Origin of the sequence: Arthrobacter sp. CDRTa11, assembly GCF_026427775.1 — a bacterium.
In the GTDB taxonomy this organism is placed as follows: Bacteria; Actinomycetota; Actinomycetes; order Actinomycetales; family Micrococcaceae; genus Arthrobacter.
In genome coordinates, this window is record NZ_CP044532.1 from 2332969 (window position 1) to 2351120 (window position 18152).

General features: G+C 60.5%; 12 protein-coding genes. 5 read left to right on the plus strand and 7 right to left on the minus strand.

Annotated features, from left to right (window positions below):
* Positions 1-151: 151 nt before the first annotated feature.
* From F8G81_RS10490 to F8G81_RS10510, 5 genes are all read left to right on the plus strand, one after another.
* On the plus strand, positions 152-1843 hold the full coding sequence (locus F8G81_RS10490) for an amidohydrolase (protein ID WP_267278906.1): 1692 nt from the start codon (positions 152-154) through the stop codon (positions 1841-1843).
* Positions 1844-1890: 47 nt separating this feature from the next.
* Entirely contained in the window at positions 1891-2694 is an 804-nt protein-coding gene (locus F8G81_RS10495; RefSeq protein ID WP_267278907.1) for a maleylpyruvate isomerase family mycothiol-dependent enzyme, read from the plus strand.
* A gap of 180 nt (positions 2695-2874) precedes the next feature.
* Positions 2875-4221, plus strand: a complete 1347-nt coding sequence (gene gabT / locus F8G81_RS10500) for a 4-aminobutyrate--2-oxoglutarate transaminase (RefSeq protein WP_267278908.1) — start codon at positions 2875-2877, stop codon at positions 4219-4221.
* A gap of 39 nt (positions 4222-4260) precedes the next feature.
* Complete coding sequence (locus F8G81_RS10505) at positions 4261-5727, plus strand: NAD-dependent succinate-semialdehyde dehydrogenase (RefSeq protein WP_267278909.1); 1467 nt, start codon at positions 4261-4263, stop codon at positions 5725-5727.
* A 569-nt stretch (positions 5728-6296) separates the two neighbouring features.
* Positions 6297-7310, plus strand: a complete 1014-nt coding sequence (locus tag F8G81_RS10510; protein WP_267278910.1) for a hypothetical protein — start codon at positions 6297-6299, stop codon at positions 7308-7310.
* Between the two features lie 364 nt (positions 7311-7674).
* On the opposite strand, the gene F8G81_RS10515 is transcribed toward F8G81_RS10510, so the two are convergent.
* From F8G81_RS10515 to F8G81_RS10545, 7 genes are all read right to left on the minus strand, one after another.
* Positions 7675-8235 (minus strand): DUF6036 family nucleotidyltransferase, encoded by a 561-nt coding sequence (locus tag F8G81_RS10515; protein WP_267278911.1) that lies wholly within the window; start codon positions 8233-8235, stop codon positions 7675-7677.
* The gene (locus tag F8G81_RS10520; protein ID WP_267278912.1) at positions 8232-8852 is read right to left on the minus strand and encodes a helix-turn-helix domain-containing protein; all 621 of its coding nucleotides are present in this window, start codon (positions 8850-8852) and stop codon (positions 8232-8234) included. The genes F8G81_RS10515 and F8G81_RS10520 overlap by 4 nt, the downstream gene beginning before the upstream one ends.
* Positions 8853-10476: 1624 nt before the next feature.
* A complete protein-coding gene (locus tag F8G81_RS10525) occupies positions 10477-12663 on the minus strand; it encodes an alpha-galactosidase (RefSeq protein WP_267278913.1) in 2187 nt (728 codons plus the stop codon).
* A gap of 1074 nt (positions 12664-13737) precedes the next feature.
* A complete protein-coding gene (locus tag F8G81_RS10530) occupies positions 13738-14835 on the minus strand; it encodes a tartrate dehydrogenase (protein ID WP_267278914.1) in 1098 nt (365 codons plus the stop codon).
* Positions 14836-14960: 125 nt separating this feature from the next.
* The gene (locus F8G81_RS10535) at positions 14961-15887 is read right to left on the minus strand and encodes a LysR family transcriptional regulator (protein ID WP_267278915.1); all 927 of its coding nucleotides are present in this window, start codon (positions 15885-15887) and stop codon (positions 14961-14963) included.
* A gap of 125 nt (positions 15888-16012) precedes the next feature.
* Entirely contained in the window at positions 16013-16717 is a 705-nt protein-coding gene (locus F8G81_RS10540; RefSeq protein ID WP_267278916.1) for a FadR/GntR family transcriptional regulator, read from the minus strand.
* A 135-nt stretch (positions 16718-16852) separates the two neighbouring features.
* Entirely contained in the window at positions 16853-17635 is a 783-nt protein-coding gene (locus F8G81_RS10545) for an isocitrate lyase/PEP mutase family protein (protein WP_267278917.1), read from the minus strand.
* Positions 17636-18152: the final 517 nt, after the last annotated feature.

The following is an 18152-nucleotide window of genomic DNA, read 5'->3' on the forward strand; positions in this document are numbered from 1 at the left end:
GACCGGGCCCCGGTCGTCGCGCAGGCAATTACCCTGACCAACCCTTCGACTGGGCCCGTCCAATGCTGGCAAGTCCAAGCCAACAGTCATCTAAAAACGGTCGCTCTCATCGCTGAAAGGATGGGCTTGGACCCCAGAAAGGAACTTCACAATGAAACTCGACCTGCTTGTCCGGGCGAACGAGATTCTCACCATGGACCCCGACAGGCCCATTGCGACAGCTGTCGGAGTCATCAGCGAACGTATCGTTGGCTTTGATGAAGAAGTCACAGATATGGAGGCGGAGCGGACCCTTGACTTCGATGATGCGTGCATCACCCCCGGTCTTATCGATGCACATTGCCACACAACGTGGTGGGGTCTCGGCCTCGATGCGGTGGATCTAAGTGGGTGCAGAGGACTCGAAGAGGTTTACGCCAAGATCGAGGCCGAAGCAGAGCGCCTGTCCGGTGATGACGATGCCTGGGTACACGGTACCGGATTCAACCAAGCCCATCATGGGGGACGCTTCCCGGACATCGGGCGTATCGATGAAATAACTGGAAATCGTCCGCTTTACCTTCGGCACGCTTCCGGCCATTCATCAATCACCAACAGCGCCACGCTGCACCTGATCGGGGCTTCACATTCGACCGTCCAGGACCCGGCAGGCGGAATTGTGGTGCGAGACGACGAAGGAAAACCTACCGGTGTCTTGGAAGAAGCTGCACAGGGATTGGTGCAGGCACTGCTGCTGCCCTACTCAACCGAGAGAATCATTCGGGCCCTGGATGCTGCGACCGAGCGGTACGCGGCACAAGGGATAACCAGCTTTACCGAAGCCGGCATTGGCGGAGGGTGGATCGGCCACAGCCCAGTCGAGGTCGCGGCTTACCAGGCCGCTGCCGAGAGCGGGCACCTTCATGCACGCGCCCAGCTGATGCCTTCCATGGACGCGCTGCAACCTTTAACGGGGCATCCTGCCGATTTCCATCATCAAGGAACAGGTCTTGGACTTGGCCTGGGGATCCGTTACGGGTTCGGTGACGATTACGTCCGGTTCGGACACGTAAAAGTCTTCCTTGACGGGTCTCTTTTGGGCGCAACCGCTGCAGTGACCGAATCCTTCTGCGGACACGATCACAACACCGGGTACCTTTTGGACGAACCAGAAACCTACCGGGAGCGCGCATTGTGTGCCTACCGTGCCGGATGGCCATTGGCGCTGCACGCCATTGGCGATGTCGCCATTGACCTGGCGATGGACCTCATCGAGGAGGCACAGGATAGGTACGGCCGCGGTGAGGCGCCCTGCCGCATTGAGCATTTTGGTATCGCCCGCCCGGACCAAGTCGAACGAGCCGGAATCCTTGGCATCGCAGTGGCCCCTCAAGCAGGATTCATTGGTCCCTTAGGCGATCAGATTGCCACTTTGGTTGGGCCTGAACGGGAATCCTGGCTGTACAGGGGCCGGTCCGTTATCGACGCAGGTGCCCTTCTTGCAGGGTCTTCTGACCTGCCGGTAGCAGATAACAACCTGCGCAGGGGCATGCAGTCAGCCGTTGACCGGCGGACCGACAAAGGCTTGCCCTTCGCCGCAGGAGAGGCCATCACACCTGAGGAAGCGCTCCGAACGCACACAGAGTGGGCTGCCCGCGCCACCGGTCAATTCCGAGACAAGGGAACGCTCGAACGCGGCAAACTCGCTGATTTCACGGTGTTCTCGGAATCGCCCCTGATTGCCCGCAACATCGCCCAGATCGACATCGTGGCCACGATACTTGGCGGCCGGCTGAGCTATGACGCAAGAGAAGCTCATAGGAACTCCACACCAGAGTTGCAGCTCCTGTCGGGCACCAGCTGACGATCGAACATCCCAACCCAAACGCACACAACAAAGAGGATCTAACGGTGCACAAAGTAAGTAATTTAACGCGTTCGCTATCGGATGCAGACCCGCTCGAAGGGCCCGCACCGACGATCGCCGCGGATCTCGCCCTCGCCGGCGGGGGACAGGTGAGCTTTGACCGGCTGGTCCGCGATCTGGACCCCGAGAACCTTCAGGGCGAATCGCTCCTTCGCGGATGGACCCGAGCACACGTCATTGCGCACATCGGCTACAACGCCCGAGCACTTGCCCGGCTGGTCCAGTGGGCGCGGACAGGTATCGAGAATCCGATGTACAAGTCGGCTGAGTCACGGGCGGATGAGATCGACCTCGGATCGGCACTCTCCCATACGGGTCTGATCCGCCTCTCATCGCAGGAGGCTGCACTGCTCGAAGAAGCATGGACGAATCTGCCGGAGGATCGCTGGGCTTACAAGGTAAAGAACGCGCAGGGGCGCATGATTGCCATCTCCGAGACCATTTGGATGCGGGCCCGCGAACTATGGCTGCATGCCATCGATCTCAACAACGGGGCAACCGTCCAGGACATTCCACGGCCAGCCGCAGCCCGCATTGTGCAGGATGTTCTTACTACCTGGGAGGGTCGGGACGGCCATTACGTACGCTCTGTTGCAACAGACGCTCACGTGAACTTTCAGCCTGCTGGTGAAGGACCAAGCGAACCGGCAAGCGGCATTCTGACAGTCTCCGGCACACTGACGGACCTCCTGACCTGGGCCACCGGACGTGGCCACCATGGCGTGGTGGAGATCAATGAAGATGGGCGTGAGATCGGCCCCGCGCCGGCGGCGCACCGCTGGATCTAGTCACCACTGCCGAAGAAGCCCAACAGAGACTGCTCTCCGGATCAGGAACACCGCACGTGCGGGCATTCGGTGTGCATTGGCTGAAGCATCTGTCTCGTCCAGCCGGAAATTCCGCAGACGCCCCATGCCTCTAGGCAATGAACAAGTCTCCTCGACGACTCTTGAAAGAAGAGGTCAACCATGTCAGCTCCAACAATAATAGGCGGCCCCACTCTCCCACAGGTGCGGAAGCTCGTGAGCACTATCCCCGGCCCGAAATCGCAGGAACTGCTGGCCCGCAAGGAAGCGGCCGTCGCAACAGGTACTGGTGGAGTGCTCCCTATTTCAGTTGTAGCCGCTGGAGGAGGGGTGCTGATCGACGCAGACGGCAACTCCTTTATTGACCTCGGTTCCGGCATTGCCGTGACCGGTGTAGGAAATTCAGCTCCAGCTGTGGTGCGAGCGGTGCAGCAACAGGTCGAGCAGTTCACGCACAGTTGTTTCACCATCGTCCCCTATGACGGCTACGTCAAAGTCGCCGAGAAGCTCAACGCCATTACCCCTGGTGATCATGAAAAGCGCTCGGCGCTCTTCAGCACTGGTGCTGAAGCCCTTGAGAATGCGGTCAAAATCGCTCGCCACTACACCGGTAGGCAGGCGGTAGTTGTCTTTGACCACGCGTTTCATGGGCGAACAAACCTCACCATGGGAATGACCGCAAAGAACATGCCCTATAAAAACGGGTTTGGCCCTTTCGCCCCCGAGATCTACCGGGTTCCCGCTTCCTATAGCTACCGAGACGGTCTCACGGGGTCTGAGGCCGGTGCACGATCGATACTTCAAATCGAGAAGCAAATTGGTGCCGAAAATGTCGCTGCCGTCATCATCGAACCCATTCAGGGTGAAGGCGGCTTCATCGCCCCTGCGGACGGTTTTCTACCGGCCCTACAGGAATGGACATCCCAAAACGGGGTCATCTTCATCCTGGACGAAGTGCAGACCGGCTTTGCCCGTACCGGTGACATGTTCGCTGCGAACCATGAGGGCATAGTCCCGGACTTGATGACGTTCGGCAAGGGACTGGCCGGTGGACTCCCTCTTTCAGCAGTCACTGGCCGTAAGGACATCATGAACTCCGCCGTGGAGGGCGGGCTTGGGGGTACCTATGCAGGGAACCCCATCGCTTGTGCTGCCGCCGTGGCAACGATCGAAATCTATGAGCAGGAAAACCTGGCGGAACGTGCACGGGAAATTGGTGCCATCATCACCGATTTCTTCGCTGGTCTCGGTGAGGACGATGACCGTATCGGCGATATCCGCGGCCGCGGGGCCATGATGGGCATCGAGTTCGTCGAAGCTGGCACTCAGAGACCGGCCGCTGCGCTCACCTCTGCGATCGCGAAGAAGGCAGGCCAGGACGGCGTGCTGGTACTCACGTGCGGCACGTATGGCAATGTGCTCCGGTTCCTGCCGCCGTTGTCCATATCAAACGACTTGTTGCGCGAGGGCCTTCAGGTCGTGGCGAATGCCCTCCAAGCAAATGCCTGAACCACAGCAAACCAACTTCACGTACTTAGAAGGACAGAAATGACTTTAAAGCCCCACGAGCAAGAACTGATCAACCGGGTGCAAACCGGTCTTGGCATCGGAGGGACGTGGCAGCCCTCTTCGGCGGGCGCGACATTCGACGTGCAAGACCCCGCAACCGGGGAAATCATCAAAACGATCGCCGACGCGACAGTCGACGACGCCCTCAGGGCGCTCGAAGCTGCCGTAACCGCACAGGAGGCATGGGCTGAGACCTCTACGCGCGAACGCTCAAACATCCTCCGCCGAGCCTTCGACCTTCTGATGCAACGCCACGAGGACTTTGCACTGCTCATAAGCATCGAAATGGGCAAGCCGATCTCCGAAGCCCGCGCCGAAGTGACCTATGGAGGCGAGTTCCTGCGCTGGTTCTCGGAAGAGGCCGTCCGTGTCCGCGGCGACTATCGCCCTACTCCGGAGGGCGCTGGCAACATCGTCGTATCGCACCTCCCGGTCGGACCCACCTATTTCATCACGCCCTGGAACTTCCCATTGGCCATGGCAACCCGCAAGATAGCCCCCGCCCTGGCGGCCGGCTGCACAGTTGTCATCAAACCCGCCGAACTGACTCCGCTAACGACCATCTTCTTGGTACAACTGCTCGAAGAAGCGGGCCTGCCTGCGGGAGTTGTAAATGTGGTTCCGACCACATCGTCGGCGGACCAGTCCAGCGCGCTGTTAAAGGATTCCCGCCTCAGAAAACTCAGCTTCACCGGTTCGACCCCTGTGGGTGTGAAACTCCTTGAAGCCGCAGCCCAAAATGTACTGCGAACGTCAATGGAGCTGGGTGGAAACGCCCCGTTCATCATCTTCGAGGATGCAGATGTGGATCGAGCCGTTGAAGGCGTCCTGCTAGCGAAGTTCCGCAATATCGGCCAGGCATGCACGGCGGCGAACCGCATCATTGTCCATGAATCCATCGCAGATGCTTTTGCTCAACGCGTAAGCGACCGAGTGGCGCAAATGAAGATCGGCAGGGGAGCTGAGGAAACTACCGACATCGGCGCTTTGGTCGACGGCCGTGCGGTCGCAAAGGCTGAGCGCCTGGTTGCTGACGCCGTAGCGACCGGCGCAACAGTCCTCACTGGAGGTAAGTCCATTGAAGGTCCGGGCAACTACTTTCAGCCAACGGTCCTGGACCGGCTCAGTCCCCACTCAGCTCTGATGTCTGAAGAAATCTTTGGACCTGTCCTTGGCATCATCCGATTCACCACCGAAGAGGAAGCAGTCAAAATCGCCAATGACACAGACTACGGACTTGTCAGCTACGTGTTCACCGAGAACGTTCATCGCGGACAGCGCATGATTGAGAAACTGCAGACGGGAATGATGGGCTTGAACACCGGCCTCATCTCCAACGCCGCCGCACCCTTTGGCGGTATAAAGCAATCCGGAATTGGCCGGGAAGGCGGATTCGAGGGCATCAGCGAGTTCCTGTCGACCAAATACACCCTCATTCCGCGCTGATAAACGCAGCTGTACCGGTCCCACAGGACTCATCGATAGCCACTGAAACTGACTGAAAATTGAGGGCCTCCACGTTCCGCAGTGGAACGTGGAGGCCCTCGCCGATTCTCTATCGAAACCATCGAGTGCAAAGAGGCAAGTATGCGATCGTCCCAGGCATCACTGAAGAATCCCCATGGCGCGGGGTTCTTCGCCCATGTCGGGGTTTCCGAGCTGGCGGCCCGCATCCGGAATGGTCTGGTGTCGTCGGCGGAGTTGGTTGACATTGCACTGCAGGAGGCCCACCGATGGCAACCTTCGATCAATGCGATCATCTCGCTCGACGGGGTCGGCGCCCGCGCCGCGGCGATGAGGGCAGGCACAGAGTTGGCCTCTGGTATCGATCGGGGCCCGTCCGCCGGTCAGCCAGGGTCCGGTGGGCTGGTTCCTGCTCCGGAGGGGGCCAGTTGCGTGCACCCGGCGTGCAATGGGGAGTGCTGTTCCTGGACGAGGCGTCAAATCTAGGGCATACCACGCCGACGGTCAACGCCTTAGCGAGGTTTTCGCTGCCATTGGATAGCGTGGATGCCATGCGTGCCATCGATCTTGAAGCCAGAGTGATTTCCGCCGTTGATGAGATACGGTCCGGACAGTCGGTAGAGAACGATTTCATCGAATGCAAGAGGGACTGGCCTAAGGAAAACAAGGCGCGTCAGCTGGCCGGTAGCCTAAACCGCGCTGCAGGCGATCCTGTCGTCTACATCATCGGCATCGATGAAAAGGACGGTACGGTCCACGATGTAGCTGGGACTGACATCCTCGACTGGTGGGCGCAAATAACGAACAAGTTCGACCACACGCCTCCTGAGATGACACGTCACATTCACGTTCCTGTCGGTCCCAATGGAGAAAGTGTTGTAGCCGTTGCCATCGCTTCAGACCGTGCGCCGTATGTGGTCAAAACTGGTTCTGCTAACCCAAGCCTTGAGGTGCCCATGCGGGAAGGCACAGGAACTCGGAGCGCTCGACGCGATGAATTGCTCAGAATGTTGATACCGGTCACCAAGTTGCCCGAAGTGATCGCACTCCAGGGCTATCTTCGTGCCACATATCGACCGGAGATTCGGCGGGCTACCCCGCAAGGCCGCTCGGAGCACCAAGAAGAGGCGCTAGTTTGCAACGGCAGTCTTCGCGTCTTCATCGCCCATAACGGGCGTGAAACCGTAACGCTACCGACGCACATCATGAGTGGCCAACTTTGGATTGGTGACGAGGCTTTCGCGACGAAAGTAGGGCCGCAGGTACTCGATAAAGACAAACAGCCGGACCCTCTAGCCGCACCCATTACGACAAGGGAAGCCATCACAGTTACTACGTCGGGTGCTGTCACTTTGAGCTTCGCATCGAAAAACATCCCGCCACAGAAGCGTCGGATTCTTAAAAACAGTCCATCGCTGAAGTTGGATATCGATCTAGAGGTACTAGGCGGTGCTAGGCCTGTTCGACTAACTGTTGAAATGCGCCGGGAAGATGGTCGTTTGATCAAATCTGAGTATGAAGAAGCGCTCGGTAAGTGGGAAGTCGCGAACTCCGAAATTTCATGAGACATCCCGATGACCGCCACTCCATGGGTGAATCCTCTGTTGAATCGTGGGGCGTCGAGCCTCTGTGTTCTTTTGATTCTGTAAGTGACTTTTCGCTCAACCGAGAAACCTCAACGAACTTCGCTTGTACACATACCTGAGTCCTGACGAGCTTGACGTTGAAAGCTTTACAGTCCGAGCATGACTGCGGATCAGTGGGCTGAACTGGCAAGAGAACTCATACGAGCGGTTCAGGACGACGCCCCGAGCGCTACTGATTGGATCTCGGCCGTCACCACGGCTCTCGCGCTCCTCATCGCCGCAGCCGCAGGTGTAGTTGCCTTCTTTAAGCGTGAGGCTGTCGATCGCTCGACGGGCTGGTGTTTCATTCGTTGGTTTCGGACTGGAGCGTGGTGGCCGCGTCGAGGGCGTCGTCGACAACGATGAGGTAGTTGCCGCGTCCTGCGGCGAGGGGGATGGAGTGTTCGCCGTATTTGTCGTAGGCGAGGTCGACGGCGTCGGCGGCGTTGGTGATGTTGAGTCGGCGCAGGAGCCTGGCGATGTCGAGGGTGTCTTTGTCGCGTTCGGCGGCGATTTTCATGGCCAGGAGCGTTTCGATGTCTGCGGCCTGGATGGTGAGTCCGTCGAGCTGTTCAAGGTCGACCCAGGTCGCGTTGTCGGGGACGAAGGCTGCGGCGTTGGTGTTGAGCCAATCGGGCGCGAGGTCGTAGTCCGCGGCCATGTCTGCGACGACGGCGTGGATGGTGTGTGGGTCGGCGTAGCTGGCATCGATGTCGGCGGTGGGGCGGTTGCCGATGCCCTGAAGGACGAGGGCGGCACCGCCGACGAGCTTGACGTCGCCGTGAGCGCCGGCGGCTTGCAGACGCCTGCCGAGTTCATGGAGGAGGGCCCGGATTTGTGCGGCGGTGAGTTCTCCGCCGGTCATGCGGTGGCCAGGCTGCGTTCGCGGATGAAGACGTTCAAAGCGGCGAGTTCCGGCGGGGTTTCGGTGCGAGTGAGTTCCTTCATGGGTGTACGGATGCTGCGGTACGACTCTGCCGGCATCCACGCCGCATCGAGGGGCTTGATCCGTCGCGTCCAGGATGGCGCCGGTTGGCCGAGGCGGTGTGCGGTGTAGTTGGTGATTCCGGCCAGGGCCGCTGACCAGTGCGGGTCCTTGAGGCGGGGGCTGCGCTGGAGGAGCGGTCTGCCAGCGGTGAGGGATGCGTTGGCGTAGTCGGCGAGCATTTTGATCGCGAACTCAAAGTCCCGTTCGGCGATAAGTCGCGTGAAGGTTGTCGCGTAGTCGCGCCGTGCCGGGTCGAAGTCGCCGCCGCGGGGGATGGGGTCGGTGGCGGCCAAGGTCAGGCCGAGAGCGGCCATGACGGCCAGGGTCTTGCCGAGTTCGGCGCGGGCGTGGCCGGCCTCCAGATCGATGAGGAACTTCCGTGACACTCCGGCCATGTCCGCAAGGGTTTGCTGGGACAGTCCGCGGGCTGTGCGGCGGGCGCGGATGATGGCGCCGGCTGCTGCGGGGGTCTCGATGGTGGTTTCCAGTGTCATGGCATCCCTTCTACGGTCCATTATGTCACCGAATGGTGACATGCGCATCTGAAAGCGGTGTCGGGGGTCAGCTGGCTCCTGTGCGGCATGCCAGCATCAGTGCACGCTATTGATCGGTCAGGAGTCTTGGTCGAGCGGATCATGATATTGCCGAAGGAAGGTGCGGCCGCCGTGGAGAGATCGGATGTTCGACCTGGTTTTGTACGCAGCAGCTACTGCCTCCAGGCTTGCCCTGCGGCCGTGGGTTCAGGCCCGGGTGGAGCGTCGGATTGTTTGGCAGGACAACGAAGAAACCGCACCCCTTCCATGTGGGATGCGGTCGGCGGTTGGGGAGATTGAAACGACGAAATTGGTGTGTGGACAATGTCCACACTTTTGGCTTCGGACTGGGTCGTACATAGGCCGGACTGGCTCGGATTGCTTATGTTTTCTGGAGTTCCCAATGTTTTCAAGGGTTGGAATGCGGTTCGAGTCCCACCTCGGGCACAAGAGATCCCCTCGTCAGAGGGGATTTTGCTTTAACGTGTGTACAAAGCTTGTGATGGCGTCCCTCTGACGCTAAGTTCGCGGGCTGTGGCCTGGCCGCCGCGGGGGCCTATGCAGGTGTGTGGGGTGGCGGGTTCAGGACCCTGGCTAGTGGGCCCTCCGCCTGCTGTGGCTCGGTTTATGCGGTTCCTCGTTTCGTCCTGTCGGGTTGGTCGGGGGGTGGCCAACATTTATTCATGGTCCGGGGCTGCGGGCACGACATGACGTCGCCAACTTTGGTTCGAAATCTTTTTTTGAAGGGCTCCTCTTGCACGCCAGGGAGCAGCATGTGCTGGGTTTGTCCTGCCAAAGTGGGTGTGGACATTGTCCACACTTAAGTCTGATTTTGGGAATCCGCTTTGTGACGTCGGAGCGCGGTGGGGATCTCGGACATGAGCGGCATGTAGCTCCCCGACGGCGAAGGAAAACCGCCCAGCAGTCCCGGAGGGCAGAATGACAGACAGCGAAGCTGGGTTCTTACAATTAAGGGCGTGGGGGAGCGGGGCGCCATGACTGATAAGGGCCCGTCCTCTGACACAGCTAAGTTAATGAATAGACGCCAGATGTTGGGTGCGGCCGCTCGAAATACTTTATCGTTGCGCTGAGTCGGAAGTGCCAGGTTTTGTTCTAGGGGCCACGCCAAGCCAATGTCAGAAAAAGAAGAATTGAACCCCATTTTGACGACGCCTCAGTAACAGCCTGACGTCCTGACGTCAGGCTGGGGTTTTCGTCAACCTGACAAGAGGGTCCGCACTACGACTGTTCCCATCTGGTGAAAGTCTCGCAACCCCGCCCCAGAGTCGCGGACCGCAAAGGAAGAGCTGGCTGCGTGAAGAAACCGCTGGCCGCGAGCGAGCAGCTGGCGGATTAGCCGGGTGGAAATCACAGAAACCATTCGATGCCGGACGGCAGCAGTTGACCAGGTTGTTAATCACCACCACGTTATGGCTGGCTTCCTGCACGGAAAGAACTGTTTGGGACCGATGTAACCGGTGCCACCTGTGTCCAGAATTTCCATATGGTTTTCTCCGGAGACGCGACTGCCCGGCGTTCCCAAAGACGGGAACGCCGGGCAGTCTTCGTGAGGGTATTGGGTCGGCTAGACCGCCGTGACTTGCAGAAGCACAGCATGTTCAGGGTTCAGGACGGGCATGGGCAGGCCCACCGTCGACAGGAAGCGTCCGGTGGCGTCAGCACCGTCCGCCATCCAGGCAGGCGGCTGGACTTGGGTGTAGTTGTACTCGTAGTCGGCGTCGGAGGGAAGCGGGAAGATGGCTTCGATGCGGTACGTGCGGTCCGCTTCCAGTCCCGGGATGGTGATGCGTCCCGGCTGTTGGTTGAAGGCAGAACCGGTGCTGACCAGCGCGAAGAGCGCGGATGTCGAGCCTGCCGTCACTTCCGCGCCGGCCTGCGGCACGACACCGTGGAGCATGAGTGAGTCTTCCGCCAGGTCGGCGCGGACCATCCGACCGCTGTGGATGAGGTCCCGGTGCTGCTTGTAGAGGCCGATGAAACGCTTGAGCTCCGTCCGCTCCGCACCCTGCACATCCCGGACGTCCCATTCCATGCCGAAGTGGCCAAAGAGCGCGGTAATGGCCCTGAAGGACAGGTCATGGGTGCGGGCGGTCGTGTGCGATGTGGTGGGGCCCACGTGTGCGCCTACCAGCTCCGGGGGGACCACCAGGCCGGTCCAGCGCTGGATGGTCTGGCGTTCCAGGGCGTCGTTGCAGTCCGAGGCCCAGATCCTGTCCGTCCTTTCCAAGATGCCGAGGTCCACACGGGCGCCGCCTGAGGAGCAGCTTTCGATTTCGACGTCGGGGTGGGCCTTCCTTAGCTGGTCAAACAAACGGTACGCAGCGAGGGTTTGCTCGTGCACCGAGGAGCGACCGGCGTGGCCATGCTCCAGGAGGTCACGGTTCTGGTCCCATTTGAGGTAGCTGATGTTGTTATCACGCAGGAGTGCGTCGATGCGGTCGAAGATGTACTGCCAGGCCTCCGGGTTGACCAGGTCGATGATGTGCTGGTTCCGCCATTCAAGGGGCAGCCGGCCGCCGTCCTTGTGCGACTTGGAGGCGGGACCAACGATCCAGTCGGGGTGGGCTCGTGCGATGTCGGAGTCGAGGTTGACCATTTCCGGCTCCACCCAGAGGCCGAATTCCATGTCGTTCGATGTGACGGCTTCGATTAGCGGCGTCAGCCCGTTGGGCCAGAGGGATTCGTCCACGTACCAGTCGCCGAGCCCGGCGTGATCGTCGCGGCGGCCGCGGAACCAGCCGTCGTCGAGCACAAAGCGTTCCACGCCGAGGTCCGCGGCGGATTCCGCGAGTTCGATCAGGGTGGTGAGGTTGTGATCGAAGTAGACGGCTTCCCATGTGTTCAGCACGACCGGGCGGGCCTTGCCGTCGGCGCCGCTGGGAAGCACGTGGTGCGGGCGGGACCGGAACCAGCTGTAAAAGGCCTCGCTGATGCCATCTAGTCCGCGATCGGAGTAGGCGGCGAAGAGAATGGGCGTGGTGTAGCTAGCGCCTGGCTGGAGGATGACCTCTGCGGGACCCAGGAGTTCAGCGCCGCCGATCAATGTGCGGCCATCTCCTATGGTGTCAGCGAATTGTTCGTGGTTGCCGCTCCAGGCCAGGTGGGTGGCCCAGACCTTGCCGTGACGGTTGCCGAAGTTTGCCGTGCCTGCGGCAAAAAGCAGGGAGGAATCGTGTCCTGTGCGGCCGTGCCGGCCGGTCCTGACCCAGGTGCCTTGCTGGATGGAGCGACGCTGGGGGTGGTTTTCACGGGCCCAGCGGCCGGTCAGGTCCAGGACTTCGACGGCGTCCGGTCCCACCGGGAGGGCAGTGGCCAGTTCGTCGAGCTGGTACGGTGTGGCGCCGTCGTTAGTGACTGTGTGCCGCACTTCCAGTAGGCCGCCCTCGTGCAGCATCAGGGATGATTCGACTGTAATGCCGGCTTCGGTATCGGACTGGACGATGACGGCGGAGTTGTGCTCAGAGGTGACCGTGACGACTCGCAGGCGGGGGGAGAAATCCAGTCCGGAGACGCCGTCGGCAAGCCGATGGCCACGGAGTGCCGGGCGTCCGCTCCAGCCCGAGGATGCCTGCGGCAGGAGACCTGTCGGGACGGCCGCGTCAATGGCGGAGGGCGGAATGGGCTCGACGAGGATAGCGAGACCGGGTAGGTTCTCGCCCAGGTCCGAGCCCCAGTGGATGATCTCGGCTTCCCCGCTGTCGAAGCTGATCAGCAGACTGGTACTGGCGAAACGGAGGTGCAGGGGTTCCATACGAGGGATCTCTTTCGGTAATTATTGTGGTCCGGTGAGCCGGATGACTTGTTTCAGTGATGAGGTTGGTGGATGCCGCCGTAGCGAGGAGAAACGGCGGCATCCACCTCCGACTGCGACCACGTGCGGAGTCACGGTTTTGGGGAAAGGCGCCTACTTGAAGGGGTTTTTCACCTGTTCGTTGGCTGCGGTCAAAGAGCTGGCAGGCTGCTTGCCGGATAGTACGCAGTCCATGGCAGGCTTCATGACGGCCACGATCGTCGCGGCATCATGGCCGGAAGGATGAGCAGCAGGGCAATTGTTTCGGCAATATCTACTCGGCGATTCGGGTGCGGGAGAACCGGCGCTCGGCGCCGCAACGGTTGGGGACGTAGTTGGAGCGGTGTTGCATCCGGTGAGCGAGACGGTGATGACGACGGCGCCGACAAAAACGACGGTACGAAATCTCACCTGGTGGCCTTTCCGCAACGAGACGACGCTGCTTGCTTGAAGTAAAGCGGAACTGTTCACGATATGTAGAGGCCGAGGCCAGCTGTGCGGTTCTTTCGGTCCTGCTGATCCACGCTCGAACTTCGGCATGTTATCGGCGGCCCCGGCCATCGATCCGCCTCGAGGGTGCTGGCGGTTTGCCAGCAGGATCGGGAGGCCCCGTGGGCGAGGGCTCGTTCGTCCGGGCTCTGCCGAGGTCCACGGTAGCGAGGATCGCTGGAGTCAAGGAGTCCCTGTCAGTACCTCTCTCCGGGGGCGCCGTTCCGGCCTCAAGTTCCAGGGTCAGCTGCGGACTCTTCCACGGCTGGGAACGGCTCGTCGTCCAGCAACGGGACGGACACCGGCGCGCTTAGCGAATCACTGGAGCAGACGATGGCGGTGGCACCGGCCGGCGCAGACACCAGCCTTGGTCCACGACGCACTGCGCGAGCTGCAGCCGGCCCCGGGGTGTGAGAAGAGCGTTTAAGGGGGGGACATGAAGACCTCCGTGTGTGGAATTGGACTCCAGACAAGCCCCACTCCACCCGGAGGTCTTCTTCATGTCACCAAACCAAGCCGAGCGTCACTAACGTCCGGGTTATACGACTAGACGGCGGCCAAGGTGTCAGTCAAAGCCTTGATGATTGCCTCTGTGACATCGCCGGTGGTGGCCTTCCCTCCGACGTCGCTGGTCAGGTGGCCAGAGCCGGTGGCGGCTTCGATGGCGGCTTCGACCCGGCGGGCTTCCTCGTGCAGGCCGAAGTGATCAAGCATTAGCGCTGCGCTGGCGATTGCGCCGATGGGGTTACTTATGCCCTTGCCGGCGATGTCCGGGGCAGAGCCGTGGACCGGTTCGAACATGGACGGGAAGCGGCGCTCCGGGTTCAGGTTCGCGCTGGCTGCCAGGCCTAGGCTTCCGGCCAGGGCCGAGCCCAGGTCCGAGAGGATGTCGGCGTTCAGGTTCGAAGCCACGACGACGGACAGGTCTTCGGGGTGCAAGATAAACTTGGCGCTCATTGCGTCCACCAGCACGCTTTCGGTCGTCACGTCCGGGTAATCCTGGGCGACGCGCTGGAAAGTTTCGTCCCAGAGAACCATGCCGTACTGCTGGGCATTGGACTTGGTCACGGATGAAACCTTCTTGACTGTGCGGGTTCGGGCCAGGTCGAAGGCGAAGCGCATGATGCGTTCGCAGCCCTTTTCGGTGAACAGCGCGGTCTGCAGGGCCACTTCGTTGCCTGGGCCGCGGCCGCTGAGGTTGCGTCCGCCCAGGCCTGCATATTCGCCTTCGCTGTTTTCACGAACCACAACCCAATCAAGCTTGACGTTGTCGGCTTTGCGGAGCGGGGATTGGATGCCGGCCAGGAACTTCACGGGGCGGATGTTGGCCCACTGATCGAAGTTCTGGGTGATCTTCAGGCGCAGGCCCCAGAGACTGATGTGGTCAGGTACATTTTCCCAGCCCACGGCGCCGAAGTAGATGGCATCAAAGTCCTTGAGGACCTCCAAGCCATCGGGGTGCATCATCTGGCCTGTCTTCTCGTAGTAACCGCAGCCCCAAGGGAACTCGGTCCATTCGAAGGCGAACTTGCCATTGGAGTCTTCGGCCAGGGCATCCAAGACGAGGCGGCCTGCCGAAACTACTTCCTTCCCAACACCGTCGGCGGGGATTGAAGCGATGCTGAATTTCTGGGTGGCGCTCATGTGCCAGCCTCCTCGTAGAGTGTTAAGCAGTGAGCCCGTTCGCGCAACACGGCGTTCTTTCCCTTCAAGCAGACTGCAAGCTCGTTGATGTCGTCCAAGACCAAGATTCGATACCTTAGATAGGCTCAGCCTGTAGATACTGGCGGGATAGCCTTGGTCTCCGCGCCCACGGAAGCGTGGAGCTCCGCGGCAGCCAGGAAGGCCCGGGCTGCGGGTGTCAGGTCGTCCTTACGGCTTAGGATGGCAACGTTCAGGTTGGAGACTGGCTCAATGAGCAGAGTTCTGAGTCCTGATTTGTGGGCCAGCGGTGCCCATGCGGATGGCATAACCGCGTGTCCCACGCCCGCCAGGACAAGTGGCAGGATGGAGGTTCGGTGGGCAACTTCGACGACGATTTCCGTGTTGATGCCGTGGGCCAGCGCGTCATCGACAAGCCACCGCATCAGGGATCCGCGCTGGCTGGCGATTAGCCGGTGGTCAGCTAAATCTTCGCGCTGAATGGACACTCCAGGCTTAAAGGTGTCAGCTTGGGGATTGACAATGAGAATCAGGGGCTGGCTTTCCAAATGAAGGACCTGAATTCCTGACACCCTGATGGGCCTGGGGGAGCCGGCCAGGCCGATCTCGGAACTGCCGGATCGGACAGAGTGGATAACTTCTTCAGGTGTAAATGCGGCACGGATACTTAGCCGCACGGAGGGGTGCAATCGGGTGAAATTCGCGACTGTGGAGGTTAGTGGCTCGATGCCGGGGGAGGGCATGGTGATGATGTCCAGCCGCCCGGAGCGGATACCGCGGAGAGCCTGAACGGCCGACTGCGCCGCTTCTAGATCACGCATGACCAGTCTCGCCGGTCCGACCAGTTCCTTTCCCGCTTCGCTGAGGACCGCGCGTCCGCCGATGCGATGGAACAGGGGCACCCCCAGTTCCTTCTCCAGACCGGCGATGGCCTGGGAAAGGGAGGGCTGGGCGATAAGTAAATGCTCTGCCGCACGGTTGAACCCGTTTTGGTCAACCACTGCCAAGAAATACTTCAGCTTCCGAGTATCCACACAACTCCTTCACGCGTTCGACGTTGAGGTTCTCGGCAGCCCCTCGGCTCTTCAAACTAACGAAGGATAGAACAAAGCGTAGATACCTACGTCTATCAATCGGATGGTACTAGGTTTTAGAGGTACTAGGACGCGTGAAGGATCAGGTGCTTGAGGTCATCAAGGGTCTGTTGCATGTGCGCGTCCATGGCTTCGCGCGACCGGCCCGGGTTGCGCGATTCCAGCGCCTCGGCAATGTTCCGGTGATGCGCGATTGCGTGCTCCTGGATGGGTGGCGCGGCAGATGTTTCTGCCCGGCGCTTTTCCAGCACCCGGTGGAGCGGCTCGAAGAGGACTTGCACAAACACGTTCTCGGACGCCCTGAGAATCAGGGCATGGAAGGCCAGGTCAGCCGCTACAAAGGCGGTCAGGTCATTGACCTCGTGGGCTGCCCGCATCGCAGCGACATAGCCGAACAATTGTTGGATACCTGCATCGCTGATCCGGTCGGCCGCGAGTTCGCAGGCCCCGGTTTCGAGCACTCGGCACAGTTCGATGAGTTGCACGGAGGCCTCGGCGTCGTTCTGGCCCTCTGACGCGACGCGGAGGAGAGCTTCCAGCGAGGCCCAACGGCTCAACGGGTTCACAAATGTCCCGCGGCCGCGTTCCACGCTCAGGATCCGCTGCGCTTCGAGGGTTTTCATGGCTTCGCGCACCGTCATGCGGCTCACGTCGTGTTTGGCGCTGAGGTCATGCTCTCCGGGCACGCTGGATCCAGGCGGAAAGTCCCCGGCAATGATCCGATCAAGGAGCTCATCTGCAACAACTCCTACCAGTGTTTTCCGGGCCATACTTTCCCCTTGCCGTTGTCGCCAGATATGTCTGAAAGGCCTTTTTGCGCGCTTCTATGTCCCGCGCCAGTTATCGAATTCCTTTGCCTTGCGTCAGTCTTTGATCATCGGTAGCCGACATAGGATGTCGCGTACTTAATTCAGGGGTGGGGTGTCGGCTGGAATGACGCCGCCTGCATATAGGTCGGCGGCGAGATCCCGAAGCGCGCGCAGGGCGACACGTTGAGTGAAGGGGCCATATGAGATGCGGGCGACCCCAAGTTCTTGCATTTCGGCAGCCGGTAGGGCCCCCGGTGCGCCGCCGCCCACAGATAGCTTTCCTTTCCCCAGTCCGTCGACCAGAGGCTCAATGACCTGGCGGGTTCGTGCTCCCGGAACGAACACCAACGCGGCACCGGCGTCGAGGAACGCTCGGCCCCGGGCGACGGCGTCATCGATGCTGTCACTGATGGGGCGGTCACCGCCCAGCATGATCGCGTCCGTGCGGGCGTTAAGCTGAAACGCGATGCCTTCATCGTCGACCGCGGCAATGATGGCTTGCACGCGGGTGACAGCTTCATCGAAGGGTCGAAGCCTGTCTTCCACGTTGGCTCCTACAACGCCCAGACCGATAGCCCTGCGAATCGTCTCAGCGGGGTCATCGTAACCGTCATCAAGGTCGGCCGTGACGGGAAGGTCAACGGCGTCCACGATCGTCTTGACCCCTGCCAGTGCCAACTTCAGGGGCATCGTGCCGTCGGCGTAACCATACATGGCGGCGATAGAGTGGCCAGCCGTAGCGATTGCCCTCGTCTCCGGAAGCGCCGCCACGGTTGCTGCGCTGATGGCATCCCACACGTTTACAACGCGCAGGATCTCCTGTGCCTCGTGCAGCGCTTTCAACTGTTGTGCGCGGTCTGATTGGCTTGTTGCGGACATTCTTCTTCCGTTCTTTGTCGGTCACTTGCGCTGACATTTAGCGGCGGTTCTAGAGTGGCGCCCTTCCCCCGCCCCGGCCGGCCGTCCTCGCCGAGGACGTCTGACCGTCATGAGGAATCAGCCGCCGCTGTACGAAGTTGGTGTTCTCTGGTGAGGTCCCGACGGTTAACGGATTTCCAATTCATGGCCTCCTTCAAGGCTTGCCTCGCCGAGTAGCTGAGATTGGCCGAAGTTGTCAAGCCCTTTCAATCCTGCACTCGGGGTTCCACGCTGGGTCGCAAAAGTGAATGTATCCCATAGTGTGAGAAATGGTCAACCATCCTGAGTTGTCGAATAGGCAACTCTCGCAAACCCGTACCCAGTGCTCCGGTGCAGGGGGCGGGGGGATGCTCAGCTACGGATGCCCGATGGTCGAAGTTATCAAGGAGCCGATGCGTTTAAACAGACCAGGGAACTGGAGGAGGAAACGCGACTTGCCCTGCCGGCGGAAAGCAGAAGGGCCTAACGGCTAGTATTC

Coding starts and splice junctions, on each gene's coding strand:
- F8G81_RS10545 (WP_267278917.1), bottom strand. CDS start 17,635: ATGTCCGCAACAAGCCAATCAGACCGCGCACAACAGTTGAAAGCGCTG.
- F8G81_RS10510 (WP_267278910.1), top strand. CDS start 6,297: ATGCGTGCCATCGATCTTGAAGCCAGAGTGATTTCCGCCGTTGATGAG.
- F8G81_RS10530 (WP_267278914.1), bottom strand. CDS start 14,835: ATGAGCGCCACCCAGAAATTCAGCATCGCTTCAATCCCCGCCGACGGT.
- F8G81_RS10505 (WP_267278909.1), top strand. CDS start 4,261: ATGACTTTAAAGCCCCACGAGCAAGAACTGATCAACCGGGTGCAAACC.
- F8G81_RS10520 (WP_267278912.1), bottom strand. CDS start 8,852: ATGACACTGGAAACCACCATCGAGACCCCCGCAGCAGCCGGCGCCATC.
- F8G81_RS10515 (WP_267278911.1), bottom strand. CDS start 8,235: ATGACCGGCGGAGAACTCACCGCCGCACAAATCCGGGCCCTCCTCCAT.
- F8G81_RS10540 (WP_267278916.1), bottom strand. CDS start 16,717: ATGGCCCGGAAAACACTGGTAGGAGTTGTTGCAGATGAGCTCCTTGAT.
- gabT (WP_267278908.1), top strand. CDS start 2,875: ATGTCAGCTCCAACAATAATAGGCGGCCCCACTCTCCCACAGGTGCGG.
- F8G81_RS10490 (WP_267278906.1), top strand. CDS start 152: ATGAAACTCGACCTGCTTGTCCGGGCGAACGAGATTCTCACCATGGAC.
- F8G81_RS10525 (WP_267278913.1), bottom strand. CDS start 12,663: ATGGAACCCCTGCACCTCCGTTTCGCCAGTACCAGTCTGCTGATCAGC.